The organism is Leucobacter sp. wl10, assembly GCF_003569785.1.
GTDB lineage: Bacteria > Actinomycetota > Actinomycetes > Actinomycetales > Microbacteriaceae > Leucobacter.
Window position 1 is genome coordinate 18,383 of record NZ_KZ983994.1, and the last position, 14,806, is coordinate 33,188.

Annotated in this window: 14 protein-coding genes; 9 read left to right on the forward strand and 5 right to left on the reverse strand. The window is 71.0% G+C overall.

Going from position 1 to position 14,806, the window contains the following annotated elements:
- The first annotated feature begins 86 nt into the window (after positions 1-86).
- The 9 genes from D1J51_RS08910 (at position 87) to D1J51_RS08950 (ending at position 8,073) form a co-directional block, all read left to right on the forward strand.
- The gene (locus tag D1J51_RS08910; protein WP_162903736.1) at positions 87-656 is read left to right on the forward strand and encodes a hypothetical protein; all 570 of its coding nucleotides are present in this window, start codon (positions 87-89) and stop codon (positions 654-656) included.
- A complete protein-coding gene (locus tag D1J51_RS08915; RefSeq protein WP_119074844.1) occupies positions 653-949 on the forward strand; it encodes a helix-turn-helix domain-containing protein in 297 nt (98 codons plus the stop codon). The genes D1J51_RS08910 and D1J51_RS08915 overlap by 4 nt, the downstream gene beginning before the upstream one ends.
- A gap of 9 nt (positions 950-958) precedes the next feature.
- Complete coding sequence (locus tag D1J51_RS08920; RefSeq protein ID WP_119074845.1) at positions 959-1,822, forward strand: MurR/RpiR family transcriptional regulator; 864 nt, start codon at positions 959-961, stop codon at positions 1,820-1,822.
- 246 nt (positions 1,823-2,068) lie between these two features.
- Complete coding sequence (locus D1J51_RS08925; protein ID WP_119074846.1) at positions 2,069-2,809, forward strand: tyrosine-protein phosphatase; 741 nt, start codon at positions 2,069-2,071, stop codon at positions 2,807-2,809.
- Positions 2,806-3,630, forward strand: coding sequence for a metallophosphoesterase (locus D1J51_RS08930; RefSeq protein ID WP_119074847.1), 825 nt, complete (start codon positions 2,806-2,808; stop codon positions 3,628-3,630). The genes D1J51_RS08925 and D1J51_RS08930 overlap by 4 nt, the downstream gene beginning before the upstream one ends.
- Positions 3,620-4,645 (forward strand): ABC transporter substrate-binding protein, encoded by a 1,026-nt coding sequence (locus D1J51_RS08935; RefSeq protein WP_119074848.1) that lies wholly within the window; start codon positions 3,620-3,622, stop codon positions 4,643-4,645. The genes D1J51_RS08930 and D1J51_RS08935 overlap by 11 nt, the downstream gene beginning before the upstream one ends.
- A complete protein-coding gene (locus D1J51_RS08940; RefSeq protein ID WP_205547838.1) occupies positions 4,629-6,305 on the forward strand; it encodes an ABC transporter permease in 1,677 nt (558 codons plus the stop codon). Before D1J51_RS08935 ends, D1J51_RS08940 begins: the two co-directional genes overlap by 17 nt.
- A gap of 8 nt (positions 6,306-6,313) precedes the next feature.
- The gene (locus tag D1J51_RS08945) at positions 6,314-7,477 is read left to right on the forward strand and encodes an ABC transporter ATP-binding protein (protein ID WP_119074849.1); all 1,164 of its coding nucleotides are present in this window, start codon (positions 6,314-6,316) and stop codon (positions 7,475-7,477) included.
- On the forward strand, positions 7,474-8,073 hold the full coding sequence (locus D1J51_RS08950; protein ID WP_119074850.1) for a histidine phosphatase family protein: 600 nt from the start codon (positions 7,474-7,476) through the stop codon (positions 8,071-8,073). Before D1J51_RS08945 ends, D1J51_RS08950 begins: the two co-directional genes overlap by 4 nt.
- 197 nt (positions 8,074-8,270) lie before the next feature.
- Here D1J51_RS08950 and D1J51_RS08955 read toward each other — a convergent pair whose 3' ends face one another.
- From D1J51_RS08955 to lysS, 5 genes are all read right to left on the reverse strand, one after another.
- Complete coding sequence (locus D1J51_RS08955) at positions 8,271-9,494, reverse strand: serine hydrolase domain-containing protein (RefSeq protein WP_119074851.1); 1,224 nt, start codon at positions 9,492-9,494, stop codon at positions 8,271-8,273.
- Positions 9,495-9,516: 22 nt separating this feature from the next.
- Entirely contained in the window at positions 9,517-11,361 is a 1,845-nt protein-coding gene (locus D1J51_RS08960; RefSeq protein WP_119074852.1) for an ATP-binding protein, read from the reverse strand.
- Positions 11,362-11,474: 113 nt separating this feature from the next.
- Positions 11,475-12,956 (reverse strand): cardiolipin synthase, encoded by a 1,482-nt coding sequence (gene cls, locus D1J51_RS08965; RefSeq protein WP_119074853.1) that lies wholly within the window; start codon positions 12,954-12,956, stop codon positions 11,475-11,477.
- 72 nt (positions 12,957-13,028) lie between these two features.
- Complete coding sequence (locus tag D1J51_RS08970) at positions 13,029-13,208, reverse strand: hypothetical protein (RefSeq protein ID WP_119074854.1); 180 nt, start codon at positions 13,206-13,208, stop codon at positions 13,029-13,031.
- Between the two features lie 44 nt (positions 13,209-13,252).
- The gene (lysS, locus tag D1J51_RS08975) at positions 13,253-14,800 is read right to left on the reverse strand and encodes a lysine--tRNA ligase (RefSeq protein ID WP_119074855.1); all 1,548 of its coding nucleotides are present in this window, start codon (positions 14,798-14,800) and stop codon (positions 13,253-13,255) included.
- Between the last annotated feature and the right edge of the window lie 6 nt (positions 14,801-14,806).

Below are 14,806 nucleotides of genomic sequence, written 5' to 3' on the forward strand. Positions count from 1 at the left end.
GGTGCGACTCCGGTCGATGCATCCAGGCTACGGGTTGATCCGGGATCGCGGGGCCGTGTTCGCCGCAGGCGTGACTGGGCCGGGGGTTGACATTCGCCGGGCTGGGAATCGTGCTGGGGGCCGGCATCGGCGCCTGCTTCCGCGTCATGCGGGTACTGCTCGGAGAGAGCATCCCCGTCACCGTCCAGCCGATCGGCCTCGAGCTGCAAGCGCCGATCGGGCCCGGCGGAGAGGCGGTGCCGCTCCAGGTCGACACCGCCACTGTGACGGTTCCCCGGCTCACCGGTTCGACCTTCGGGCTCGAGATCCTCGAGCAGGTCATCCGCTTCGGCACCGTCACCACGGTGACCCTCCGCCCGGTGCTCCTCGCCCGCAGCATTCTTCGCGGGCGCGTCTTCGGCCGCGGCAACACCGCCCTGGCCACCACTGCCGGCATCACCGGACTCGAGGGCGCGGGCACCGCCCTCGCCCTCGCCCTCGACGGCGCGGTCGGCGGGAGCGTGCTGGTCGAGCTGGGAGCCGGGAACAGCGACGGTTTCGTCTTCCTCGTCGCCGATCCGGCGCTGTTCATCATCGCGGCCTTCGCGTTCGCGGTGATCCTGACCGCGTTCACCGTGGGCGCGCGGATGCAGCGCGACACCGAGGGCCTGGTGTGAGCCCCGCCGAGCCCGAGGAGGGCCACGCGATCCACTGCCGCCTCGACGAGCTGCTCGCCGAGCGCGGCATGACGCTCACCCAGCTCAGCGAGCGCGTGGGCGTGAACCTCGTCAACCTCTCGGTGCTCAAGAACAACCGGGCCCGCGCCATCCGCTTCTCCACCCTCACCGCGCTCTGCCGGGCGCTCGACTGCGAGGTGGGCGAGCTGCTCGTCGTCTCCGACTCCACCCGCGCCCGACCCGCCGCGGCCGGGAGGGCGGGGCTTCATGCCGCCGACATCCGCGTGCACTAGCCTGTGCGCATGTCACCGCACGCCGCATCACGAGCCCTCGAGACCGGTGCAAGCTCGACCCTCGCACGCATCCGGGCCTATGCCGCCCTGCTCGGCCCGAGCGAGAGCGCGGTCGCCAAAGCGGTGCTGGACCACTCCGTCGAGGTGCCGCAGTGGTCCACCCAGCAGCTCGCCGCGGCCGCGGGCACGTCCGCGGCGACTGTCATCCGGGCCTGCCAGCGGCTCGGCTTCACGGGCTTCCAGCACCTGCGGCTCGAACTCGCGCGCGAGGGCGCTCCCGCCGACGCCGCACCGGGGGACGGCGTCAGCCGCGTGTTCGAGAGCGCACGCGAGGCCCTGCTGCTCGGTCGCGACGCGGTGGACCGCGAGGCGCTCGCCGGGGCGGCGACCGTTGTCGCCGGAGCGAGGCGGGTGTTCTTCACCGCCAACGGCTTCTCCGCTCCGCCGCTGCAGGACGCGGCGATGCGCTTCGCCACCATAGGCCGCGCGGTCGAGGCCCCGATCGACATCCTCGCGCAGCAGTTCGCGGCGCACACGCTCGGACCGGAAGACGTCTGCGTGGCGCTCAGCCACTCGGGGGCGAACACCCACACGCTCGCGACCTGCCGCGCGGCGAAGCAGCGCGGCGCGGCCGTGATCGCCCTCTGCAGCTACACCCGCGCCCCGATCCCGGAGCTCGCCGACGTGGTCGTGTCGACGGGCGCGGTCGGCCCCCAGCATTCCGTGGACCCCTTCTTCGTGCGCCTCAGCCACTCGGTGCTGCTGCACGCGCTGCTCATGGCGGTCGCCGATGGCCTCGACGCCGCCGAGACCACCGACTCGCAGGCCATGCGCTCGGTCGTCGCCCGCGCGCTCGCCGACACCGGCGAGTAGCTTCGGCGCAGACCGCGATCCTCGTTCTGCGCCCGCGAATCTCGGCCCCGCCGCGGTGCGGCCCGCCCGCGGCCGGGCCCCGCCGCGCGCCGGGCGCCACCCGTCCCGCCGACTTCCCCGACTCTTCGCACCGGATTCCCCTGCCGTTCACCCTGCGGCCACTCGGGCCCTCGATAGTGGTGATGTAACGCGTTCCAGAGTTGCTGGAACAATACGGAATGATGGTCGTGCGACCCGGAGGAGCCCGTGTTCGAATTCCCGCTCGACGGCAGCTACAACGCCCGCGGCATCGGAGCCGAGACCGCTCCCTGGCTCGTGCGCTCGGCCGCGCTCGACGGCCTCACCGTCGACGGCGAACGCGCACTGCGCGAGCGGGGCGTCGACCTCGTGATCGACCTGCGCGAGCCCTCCGAGCATCGCACCCGTCGCCACTCCCTCACGGTGCGCTCGCTCCCCGTCTACGGCGAGCACCCTCCCGCAAGCGGCAGGATCGAGTCGATCTACCTGGATCTGATCCGGGATCGCGGGCCGGAGCTCGCGGCCGCGGTGATCGCCATCGCCGAGCACCCGGGAACCGCGGTCGTGCACTGCACCGCCGGCAAGGACCGCACCGGTCTGGTGATCGCACTCACCCGGCTGGCCGCCGGAGAGCGCCGAGAGGACGTGATCGACGACTACGCGCGCTCCGAGCTCTCCGTGCGCCCGGCCCGTCGCGCGCTCGTCAGCGAGCAGCTCGACGCGCTCGGCCTGGCGGCCGAGGCGCGCGCCGATGCCGAGCGGCTGCACCTCGACAGCCCGACCGAAGCCCTCGTCTCGGCCCTGGACCTCGTGGAGGAACAGGGTGGGGCGAGCGCCTACCTGCTGCGGCACGGCGCCCGCCCCGAGCACCTGGCGGCGCTGGCTCGTCGCGCGTCCGCGATAGTCCTCCCCCTCGCCGCGCGCACCGCCGCGTCGCCGCTCGCAACCGATCCGGAGCCGGCTCGATGAGCTCCGCGACCGGGCGCTTCACCGTGCTGCACGTCAGCGACGTGCACGCCACCGAGGAGGGGCTGCTCTACGGCACCGTCGACGGGGTCGGCCGGCTCGAGCGCGTGGGGGACTACGCGCGCTCGGTGGGCATGACCCCCGAGGCGGTCGTCATCACGGGCGATCTCATCCAACGCGGCCACCCGGGCGCCTACGCGTCCGTCGCGCGGGCGTGCGCACGGCTCGAGGAGATCGTGGGAGCCCCCGTGTTCACCGTACTCGGCAACCACGACGAGCCCGCCGCCGCAGCTTCGCTTCCGGGCCACCACCACCGCCACTACGGCGTGGAGCACGTCGAGGGGCATCGCATCCTGCGCCTCGACTCGAGCGCGGGCTCGCTCGGCCCCGCGCAGCTGGCGTGGCTCGCCGAGACGCTCCGGGAGCCCTACGGCGCGGGCAGCATCATCGCGCTGCACCACCCGCCGGTCGAGTCGCCGCTGCCGTCGCTCAGCAAGCAGGGCCTCGCCGACGCTCACGAGCTCCTGACCGTACTCGAGAGATCCGACACCCGCGCGATCCTCGCCGGTCACTTCCATCACCCGCTCGCGGCCTCGCTCGGCGGCATCCCGGTGTTCGTCGGGCCCTCGCTCGCGTACCACCAGGTGATGGACGCCGGCCCCGACACCGTCGCCGGGCACGACGCCCCCATGTTCTCTCTCGTGCAGCTCACCGCCCCGGGCGTAAGCGCCGCCGCCATCGACCTCCGGCCCCCGCAACCCATCTTCGCCCTTCCCATCACCTCCCCCTCAGAGAAAGCAGAGAACACCACCCATGCTCCGTAAGCGTTCGATCGGCGCCATCGCAGCGCTCGCCGTTGCCGGCCTGGCACTCACCGCCTGCTCCCCCGGCGCCTCCGGCGCCTCGGCGGAGGCCCAGCAGCCCAAGGCCGCAAGCCTCACTCTCTACACGTCCGAACCGCAGGAGAAGATCGACGAGCTCATCGCGGCCTTCACCGAGCAGTACCCCGACATCTCGGTCGAGGTCTTCCGCGCCGGCACCGGCGACCTCACCGCCCGCATCGCCGCCGAGGAGAAGGCCGGCGACATCGGCGCCGACCTGCTGCTCGCCGCCGACGCTCCCACCTTCGAGGACTACGCCGAACGGGACCTGCTGCTCAAGTACGAGTCGCCCGAGGCCAAGAGCATCCGGCAGGATCTCGTCGACCCCGAGGGCTTCTACGTCGGCACCCGCCTGCTGCCGACCGTCATCGCGATCAACACCAACACCATCACCGACGCGCCGACCTCGTGGAACGATCTCACCGATCCGGCCTACGCCGGCAAGATCGCCATGCCCAACCCCGATGTCTCCGGCGCGGCCGCCTACAACGCGGCGGTCTGGCTCGACGAGCCGAAGCTCGGCCGGAGCTGGCTCGAGGGCCTCGCCGCGAACAAGCCCCTGATCGCCGAGAGCAACGGCCCCGTGTCGCAGGCCGTGGCCGACGGCAGCCGCCCCGTGGGCGTCGTGGTCGACTCGCTCGTGCGCGACCTCGCCGCCGCGGGCTCCCCCATCGAGGCCGTGTACCCCGAGGAGGGCGTGCCCTTCGTCTCGCAGCCCGTCGGCATCTTCGCGGACACCGAGGAGCCCGAGGCGGCGAAGCTGCTGGTCGACTTCCTGATCAGCAAGCAGGGCCAGGAGATCGCAGTCACCCAGTCCTACCTGCCGATCCGCGAGGACGTGCAGAGCCCCGAGGGCGCCCCGAAGATCTCGGACATCACGCTCCTCAACCCCGATCTCAAGAAGATCCGCGCGAGCCAGGCCGCGGCGCTCGAGACCTTCAATGGGCTCTTCCAGTAGCCTGCTCGCGCCCGCGGGGCCGACCGTCGCCGGCCGGCCCCGCGGGCGCACCGCGCGTCTCGACGGCCTCGGCGCCGTTCGGGGCGCGCTGTGGGTCGCGGTCGGCGCGCTCGTGCTGCTGCCCATCGCCGCGATCGTGGTGCTCGCCGCGACGGGCGGCGGATGGGCCGGGCTCGCCGATCCGGCCGTGTTCGACGCCGCGATCAACTCCCTCGTCTCGGCAGCGCTGTCGGGAGCGCTCGCCGTGGTCGTGGGCACCGCCTTCGCCCTGCTGCTCGAGCGAACCGACCTGCCCGGCCGCCGGATCCTGCGCCTGCTCGCGCTCAGCCCGCTGCTCATGCCGCCGTTCGTGGGCGCCATCGCCTGGCTGAGCCTGCTCGGCCCGAGCTCGCCCGTCAACTCGTGGTGGTCGGCCCGCTTCGGCGCTCCGCTCTGGAATCTCTACGGGGGCGACGGCGTCGTCTTCCTGCTCACGGTGCACGGATACCCCGTCGCCATGATGATCGTCACCGCGGCGCTGCGGCGCGTGCCCGCCGATCTCGAGCAGGCGGCGCGGATCGCCGGCTCCTCGGCCGGGCGCGCGCTGATGGCGGTGACGCTCCCGCTGCTGCGCCCCGCCATGCTCTCCTCGTTCACGCTCGTCGCGGTGTCCAACCTCGCCGATTTCGGCATCCCGTCGATCATCGGCCTCCCCGAGCGCTACGTCACCCTGTCGACGCTCGTCTACCGGTACCTCCAGTCGGGCACCGTCGAGGATCCGCTCGCCGTGGTCGCGGCGATCGGCTTCGTGCTGCTGGCGATCGCACTGCTCGGCGTGGTCGTCGATCTGCTCCGCACGCGCACCCGCGTCGAGCTCGACGCGCAGGCCGCGGCACCGGACCGCCTGCCGCTCGGGCGTGCGCGCCTCCCGCTGGGGATCGTCGCGGCCGCCCTGGTGCTCGCCATCACCGTACTGCCGCTCGTCACCCTGACGGCGCAGTCGCTGCTGCCCGCCCCCGGCGTGCCGTTCACGCCCGAGAACATCACGCTCGCGAGCTTCGAGCGCGCGCTGACGGCGTCGGGCACGCTCACCGGCATCGGCAACTCGGTGATGCTCGCGGTCTCGGCGGCGGTGATCTGCGGCCTGCTGGGACTGGCCATCGGCACGCTCGTGACCCGCACGCGCGCACGGGACAACGCCGGGCTGCTCGGGCTCGCTCTGCTGCCGCAGGCGATCCCGGGCCTCGTGATCGCGGTCGCCTGGCTGGTGATCGCCCCGAGCATCGGGCTCTACAACACGCCGTGGATCATTCTCTGCGCCTACCTCACGTCGTTCCTCGCGCTGGTCGTGCAGTCGGTGAGCGCACCGCTCGCCGCCACGCCCGGCGCTGCCGAGGAGGCGGCACGGGTGGCCGGCGCCTCACGACTGCGGGCGCTGTGGGACGTGTCCTGCCGAATGGCGGTTCCGGCGGCACTGTCGGGGGCCGTGCTCGTCGCGCTCACCGCGGTGCGCGAGCTCACGCTGTCGGTGCTGCTGCTCTCACCCGGCTCGCAGACCCTCGGCGTCGTCATCTTCAACCTGCAGCAGGCCGGCGCCTACAACGCCTCCTCCGCCCTCTCGCTCATCGTCGCACTCGTCGGCCTCGCCGGCCTCGGCCTCACGGCGCGCAGCGCCCGTTAGGATCACTCATGTCTTCGGTCTCCCTCACCTCGGTCAGCCTCGCCTACCCGGGCGGTCACCTCGGCCTCGCCGACATCGACCTCCGGGTCGGCGATGGTGAGTTCGTCGCGCTCATCGGCCCCTCCGGCTCGGGCAAGACGACGCTGCTGCGCACGGTCGCGGGCTTCGTGCGCCCCACCGCGGGCTCGGTGCGGATCGGCGACGCGGTGGTCGCGGACGCGAGCCGCTGCGTGGAGCCCGAGCGCCGCGGCCTCGGCATGGTCTTCCAGCAGCACGCGGTCTGGCCGCACTGGAACGTCGGACGAAACGTCGAGTATCCGCTCAGGCTCGCCGGCGTGACCCGCGCCGAGCGCTCCCGTCGCGTGTCGGAGGCGCTGGAGCTCGTCGGGCTCGGCGGCTTCGAACGCCGCAACCCGGCGACGCTTTCGGGAGGGCAGCGGCAGCGGGTCGCGATCGCCCGGGCGGTGATCGCGCGCCCTCGGGTACTGCTGCTCGACGAGGCCCTCTCCGCCCTCGATGAGCCGCTGCGCGACCGTCTGCGCCTCGAGCTCCGGCTGCTCACCCGTGAGCTGGGTCTCACGGTGCTGCACGTCACCCACGATCGCAGCGAGGCGCTCGCCCTCGCGGACAGGATCGTGGTGCTCGACGGCGGGCGCATCCAGCAGCAGGGGGCGCCGGACGACGTGCTGCGACACCCGGCCTCGGCCTTCGTGGCCGCCTTCATCGCCGACGCGACCGTCATCGGGGGCGCGCTCGACTCGAGTGGATTCCGCGCGAGCGGGCACGACCTCCACGTGCCGCCGGATCTACTCGCAGCGGCCGCGGGAACCGGCTCGGATGCCGCATCGGCGGGCCTCGCTCGCGGCACGGGGCTCGCCGTGCTTCCCGAGCACGTGCGCATCACCGAGGACCCCGGCGGCCCCGCGGTGGTCGTGTCGTCGCTGTTCGGCCGAGACGGCGACGACCTGGTCGTCGACTGGCACGGGTTGCGGCTGCGCAGCCGCGGGCGGGCGCTGCGGTGCCCGGCGGGCGCGCGGGTGCGCGTCGAGATCGAGCGGGCGATCGCCTATCCCGAGGCCGACGCCGACACCGAAGTCGATGGCCGGATCGCGAAGGCGGAGGAGACCGGTGCGGCTGCCGGAGAACTCGTCCGTCCTATAGTGAGATCATGAGCCGCTCCCACCCTCGCACCCTCGCGCTGGTGCGCCACGGAGAAACCGATTGGAACCTCGCGGGCCGCATCCAAGGGCGCACGGAGGTACCGCTCAACACCACCGGCCGAGCGCAGGCCGCGGCCACCGCGGCGCTCCTGCGCGGGGCCGGCCGGTGGCACGGGCTGGTGAGCTCTCCGATGCTCCGCGCGATCGAAACCGCGGAGATCCTCTCCGAGAGCCTGGAACTCGGCTCGCCCGTCATCGATGAGGCGCTCTGGGAGCGCGACTTCGGGCTCGCCGAGGGACTGGCCGTCGAGGAGGCCCACGCCCGGTGGCCCGGGCTCGAGGTGCCGGGCGCCGAGTCGCTCGAGGCGCTCGCCGAGCGCTCGTCGAACGCCGTGCTGCGGCTGCTCGACGAGGCGCCGGGATCCGTGGTCGTCGCGCATGGAGCGCTGATCCGCTCGGGTCTGACCCGGATCACCGGCAGGCCCGCGCCCCGCATCGTCAACGGGGAGATCTGGATCGTGCGGCGCGACGCCGATCAGGCGGAACCGCGAGCCCACCGGTTCTCGGCCGCCGGGGCCGCCGCGTCGGTCGGCGCCGCACCCCTCTGACACGCGATCACCGGCGCCCCTCACGCGCGCCGCTCACCGCTCACCGACCGAGCGGCCTACTCGGGGAACGCCCGCTTCGAGATCGCCCGCACCTCGCGGTCGATGCCGTCGACCCGCGCCTCGGTGCGCTCGTTCACCGTACCGAGCCGGACCCGGACCGGGCGGGCTCTGATCAAGCCGGGCGGGCGAGAACGGCCTCAGATCTCTCCGCGGCTCAGCGCCCACGAGGCGGCCTCGAAGGCCCGCACCGTCCAGAAGAGCTTCTCCGCGTCCTGCGGGGTGGGCCAGCTGGAGACCTTGACCCCGACGACGCCCGTGGCCCGGTTCACATAGATCATCTGCCCGTGGATGCCCAGCGCGAGCATCACATCGGCGCTCTCGCCGGGAAACCAGAATCCGTTGCGGTACATGCCGCCGGGCATAAGCGTCGGCTCGGGCGAGAGCGCGAAGGCCTCGCGCGAGTCCGGCCCGCCGGCGAAGGTGTCGTCGACCCACCACTCGGGCAGCACCCGAGCGCCGTCGAGCGCACTGCCCCGGTTGGCGAAGAGGCTTCCGAAGCGGGCGAGATCCCGCATCGCGGCCGAGACGCCCCCGTCGAACATCCCCCCGCCGACGCCGTCGACGCCGACGTGCGCGTCGAACTCCGCACCCATCGGCTGCCACAGCCGCTCGGACATCACGTCGGCCGCGTGCCGGCCGCCGGCCGCCCCCTGAATCACGAAGCCGAGCGCGTCGGTCTCGCACGACTTGTAGTCGAAGGCGCCCCCGTGAGGGCCGTCCTGGCCGAGCGTCGCGAGGAAGCCCAGCAGCGAGTCGGGGACGCCGACGTGCTTCTTGGGCGCCCAGCCGATCGCCTCCTCGAGAAGCCTCACCTCGGCGTCCTCGTTGAGGTACTCCTCCGAGAAGCGCACGCCCGTGCGCATATCGACCAGGTGACGCACCAGAGCGCCCTCGTACCCCGAACCGGCGAGTTCGGGGACGTAGCTCGTCACCGGGCTCTCGAGATCGAGTTCCCCGCTCGCGGCGAGCAGGCCGGCTGTGGTGGCGGTGAGCGATTTCGACACCGACATGAGCAGGTGCATCCCGGCAGGCAGCAGCGTGCCCGTGTACTGCTCGGCGACGATCGCGCCCTGATGCACCACCATCCAGCCATCGGTGAACGTGCTCTGCATCACCTCGATGAACGAGGCCGACCGCTCCTCCCACGGATGCGGAATCGTGAGCGCGGTCAGATCAGCTGGGCGCTGCGCGAACTCGGTCGCGCGCACGCCCCGGCTGATCCGGCGCACCGGCAGAAACGACTGGATGTTCTGCATCGACCACTGCAGATACGGGGCGAACTGCCACTGGTCGAGCGGCGGCACCACCTGGATGAATCCGGTGGTCGGACCGTTTAATCCATATCCAGTCTCAGCAGTCATCCGTACAGTATCCCACGCGAGATCACTTGCCCTTGGCCGGAGCGGGCTTCGGAGCCGGCTCCTCCCCGTCGATCCGAGTGACCCGGTACATGCCGCGGATCGCGTCGATGAGGTACTTGGCGTGCAGCGTCAGACCGCCGTGACTCGCCTCCAGGTGCGCCTTCGTGACGAGGATGCCGAGATCCGCGCCCTTCCAGCGGTAGTCGCCCTCCTGGTAGATGCGCAGGTAGAACGCCTCCGACTCCGACGTGAGCAGGTGCCAGTCGAGGTCGCCGTGGCTGTAGACGAGGTTGCCATAGTGGTCGAGCACGTAGCGGCCGGTGCGGGGCGCCGCGTCGATGCGCTCCACGGTGCTGCTCGTGTGCTTGATCACCATGTGGCTCCACTCGTCCTCCGAGGCGAGCTCCTCCCAGCGAGCGTTGATCTCGTCGACGTCGATCTCGAAGTCGATTCCCGAGTACTCGAGCAGGTGGAAAGCGAAGAGCGGCACGTCGGCGTAGGCGCCGGCGGTCACGTTGGTGATGGCCGAAGCACCGCTGACGCGCGGGTTGAGCTCGCCCAGGTAGACGTCGCCCGTGTCGGTGTCGAGCAGCACGTCGACCTCGAAGAAGCCTCGGTACCCCTCCTTGCCGAGCCGGTCGCCGAGCTTACGCACGAGCTGCACGGCGGCGTGGCGGCTCTCGTCGTCGAGCACCGTCGGGAACATCTCGTTGCCCGCCCATCCGCCCCGATACGGGGTGAGGTCGGCGTGGCCCGTGATCTCCGTCATGCACGGGCCCACCACCGTGCCGTGGCGGGTGTTCACGGCCTCGATGGCGATCGGGCGGTTGTTGATCCGCTTCATCACCTTGATCTCGACGCCGATCACCTCGTCGGCGACGGCGGCGAACTCGGCCTCGCTCGTCACGAAGTACGTCGTCTTGCCAGAGTCGCCGTAAGCCGTCTGAATGACGAGGTCCTGCCCCAGCTTCGCCCGATCGGTGACCCTCACCAGTTCGTCCCAGCCCTCGACCGTCGTGAGCACGTTGGGCACGCTCGGCACCCCCACCGAGTCGGCGATCTGGGTGGTGACGATCTTCGAGTCGAGCCGTCCGCGAAGCTCGTGACTCGGCAGAATCAGCTCGTAGTCGAGCTCCTCGCAGATGCGCTCGGTCTCCTCGTCGAAGAAGACCATCACGATCTGGGGGCGTACGCCCGGAGGAGTGCGCCGCTCGATGTGGGCGCGCACCTCGTGGTTGCGCAGCAGCCAGTTGTTGATCTCCTCACCGCTCTCGAACTCGATGTACGGCTTCTCCGAGGGGGTGAACACCCGCGGGTGGGTGCCGTCCCAGCTGTCGTAGTACGAGATGTACGAGAAGCCGCGCACCCAGCGGTCGAGGCCGAGCAGGTTGAACGCCGTGGCGCCGACGAAGAACACCGGCGTATCGCTCGTGCGCAGGTAGTGCCGGATCTCGGAGATGTTCTTGAGCTTCGTGAAGCCGCTGCGGCCGATCGTGACCGGCCCCGTGGCGGGGGCCTTGCGGGGTCGCTTGCGGCGAGCCGGGGGCTTCTTCGCGGCGACCGGCTTCGCAGGGACCGGCTTCGCGGAGACCGGCGCCTCCGCCTCGGCCCCGGACGCCTCCGCGGTCGTGCTCTTCGCTCGCGCCGCCGGGCTCTTCGCCCTGGTCTTCGACGCGGTCGCCGTCGGCTTCGCGCGAGCGGCCGTCTTCGTTTTCGACGAGGCGCTCCGCTTCGCGGCACGCGCCGGCTTCGCGGCGGCCGACGGCTCGGCGGCCGCGGTCGAGGCGGCCCCGGGCTGCGGGTCCGCCGAGCCCGAGGGGCCCGCAGCAGTCTCGTCGGGGACAGGAGAAGTAGTTTGACGCGCCATTGCGTTTCCTTCCGTCGTGTGCGGTAGTGGCATGCTTGCACACCCCGGGAGGAAAACCAAAATCGACGCCCCGGCGTGTGCAGAAGGACCGCAGCGGTGCCTCCGGGGAGACGCTATTGCAGGGCAGAAGTGAGACGGGCGAGCCCGTCGAGCAGCTGAGATCTGAGCGGCTGCTTCAGCCACTCCTCGAGCGTCAGCTCGCGCGAGTTGGCCCGGTAGTAGTCGCTCACGCCGTCGATATCGCGCACGAAGCGGCGGCCGTGCACGACCATGGAGATCTCCATGTTGAGGCCGAAGGATCGCTGGTCCATGTTCGAGGAACCCACCACGGCGACCTCGTCATCGACCGCGAAGTGCTTCGAGTGCAGGATGTACGGCGGCCGGAACATCCAGATGCGCACCCCGGCGCGCAGCAGCTCCTCGTAGTACGAGCGCTGGGCGTGGTAGACCACGGCCTGGTCGCCGATCTCGGAGACGAAGAGCTCGACGTCGACCCCGCGCGCCGTGGCGGCGCGAAGGGCGTTCATGATGGAGCCGTCGGGCACGAAGTAGGGGCTCGTGATGCTGATGCGGTGCTGGGCGGTGTACATCAGGGCCACGAAGACCTGCAGGTTGTTCTCGCCTGCGTACCCGGGGCCGCTCGGCACGATCTGGCAATCGAGTTCTCCGGGCCGGTCCACCTCGAACACGGACTCGGAGAGGTGCGTGAGGTACTCGCCGGTCTCCTGATACCAGTCGCCCTGGAACACCGCCTCGAGACCGAGCACGATCGGCCCCTCCACCCGCACCATGAGGTCTTTCCAATGCAGGCCCCGTCGCCGGTTCGTCGCCTTATTGTAGCTCGAGTCGACGAGGTTCTGAGAGCCCATGAAACCGACGCGCCCGTCGACCACGATGAGCTTGCGGTGGTTGCGCAGATCCGGCCTCTGGTACTCGCCCCGCCACGGCCGCACGGGCAGCATGTACGCCCAGTCCGCACCGAGCGCGGAGAGGCTCCGGGCGGTGCGCGCGGTGCCGGGGTTGCGCACCGCGGAGACGTGGTCGAGCAGCACCCGCACCTTCACGCCGCGCATCACGGCCTCGCGCATCGCGGCGAAGACGTCGTCGGTCGTGTCGTCGTGCACCAGGATGTAGAACTCGATGTGCACGTACTCCCGGGCTTCGCGGATCGCCTCCGCCATGCGCGCGAACGACTCCTCGTAGTCGATGCAGAGCGATGCGTCGTTGCCGCGCAGCATCGGCTGCGCGCCGAGGGAGCGCCCGAGCTTCACGGCGCTGTCCAGCCCGGGGTGGAGGCGGTCCTCGGGTGTGATGAGGTCGCTCTCCTCGCGCTCCGCCACCTGAGCGACGAAGTGGTTGATGGCCTCCTGCTTCTGCTCCCGCTTGCGCGGCAGGCGCTTGCTGCCGATCACCAGGAACAGGAGCAGGCCCGGCACGGGCAGCAGGAATATGGCCATGAGCCAGGCCATCCCGGCCGTCGGGCGACGGTTGCGCGGCACGACGAAGAGTGCGACGACCCGGATGACGTTGTCGACGATGAGGAGCGACAGGGTCCAGACGTAGGGCCAGTTGACCTGGAACCAGCTGAGATCCAAGCCCTCCCTCCCTCCGACACGATCGAGCGCTGCAGCCGCACGGCTGCACTCACTCTATCGAGGGGGGACGGCTCAGCGCTCGTCGCGCGCCGGAAGGCCGGCCTTCGCGCGCTCCTCGTCCTCGATCTGCTGGTAGATGCGCCGCTCGGTGCGGTCGGCCCGGAGGATCAGCCGCAGCACGAGCCAGAAGAAGAGCCCGATCAGCACGGTCGGCGTCAACGACCACACCGCGTTCACCCACCAGTTGTCCATGGCCACCACTGTACCCGCCGTCGCCCCATGCTTCCTGAGCGGGACTACTTGACGAGCGGGAACAGGATCGTCTCACGGATCCCGAGACCCGTCAGCGCCATGAGGAGGCGATCCACCCCCATCCCCATGCCACCCGAGGGCGGCATGCCGTGCTCGAGAGCGCGCAGGAACTCCTCGTCGATGCGCATGGCCTCGTCATCGCCGCGGGCGGCCTCGGCCGCCTGCTGCACGAAGCGCTCGCGCTGCACGACGGGGTCGACGAGCTCGGAGTACCCGGTGGCCAGTTCGAAGCCCCTCACGTAGAGGTCCCACTTCTCGACGACGCCGGGAATGGAGCGGTGGTGCCGGGTGAGCGGACTCGTCTCCAGCGGGAAGTCCATGACGAAGGTCGGCCTCGTGAGCCCGCCCTTCACGAAGTACTCCCACAGCTCCTCCACGAGCTTGCCGTGGTTGGGCAGCTTCACCTCGACGCCGCAGACAGAGGCGATGGCCAGCAGCTCCTCCACGGAGGCCTCGGGCGTGATCTCACGGCCCGCCGCCTCGGACAGGGTGCCGTACATCGAGATGCGATCCCAGTCACCGCCGAGGTCGAAGAGGGTCCCGTCCGCCCACTCCACCACGTGCGTGCCCTCGCGCTCGGTGCCGGCGTTCGCGGCGAGCGCGGCGTCCTGCACGAGCGCCTGCGTCAGGTCCGCGATGCCGTGATAGTCGGTGTAGGCCTGGTACGCCTCGAGCATCGCGAACTCGGGGCTGTGGGTCGAGTCGGCGCCCTCGTTGCGGAAGTTGCGATTGATCTCGAAGACGCGCTCGAGCCCTCCGACCGCGGCGCGCTTGAGGTAGAGCTCGGGCGCGATGCGGAGGAAGAGCTCGGTGTCGAAGGCGTTGGAGTGCGTCACGAACGGGCGCGCGGAGGCGCCGCCGTGCATGGTCTGCAGCATCGGGGTCTCGACCTCGACGAAGTCGCGCTCGGCGAAGGTCCGGCGCAGGCTCGCCATGGTGCGGGCCCGGGTGACGACGTTGATGCGGGCCTGCTCGCGCTGGATCAGGTCGAGGTAGCGCTGGCGCACGCGCGTCTCCTCGTTCAGCTCCGCGTACATGTTCGGCAGCGGCGCGAGCGCCTTGGCGGCGATGCGCCACTCCCGCACCATGATCGACAGCTCGCCGCGGCGGCTCGAGATGACCTCGCCGCTCACGAAGAGGTGGTCGCCCAGGTCGACGAGCTCCTTGTACTCGACGAGCGACTGCTCTCCAGCCTCCGCGAGGCTCACCATGGCCTGGATGCGGGTGCCGTCGCCGGCCTGCAGCGAGGCGAAGCACAGCTTGCCGGTGTTGCGCTGGAACACGACACGGCCGGCGACTCCCACGGTCTCGCCCGAGGCGCTGTCCGGGGTCTCCTCGAGATGCGCCCACCGGGCGCGCACCTCCGGGATGGTGGCGGTCACCGGAAGGGTCACGGGGTACGCGCCGCCCGCGAGGTCGCCCCGTGCGTTCAGCCGGTCGCGCTTCTCGAGGCGCACGCGCTTCTGCTCGAAGACCTCCTCGGCGTTCTCGGTGCTCTCGCGGGGCGCGTCGGCTGCGGTCTGCTCGCTCATATGGGC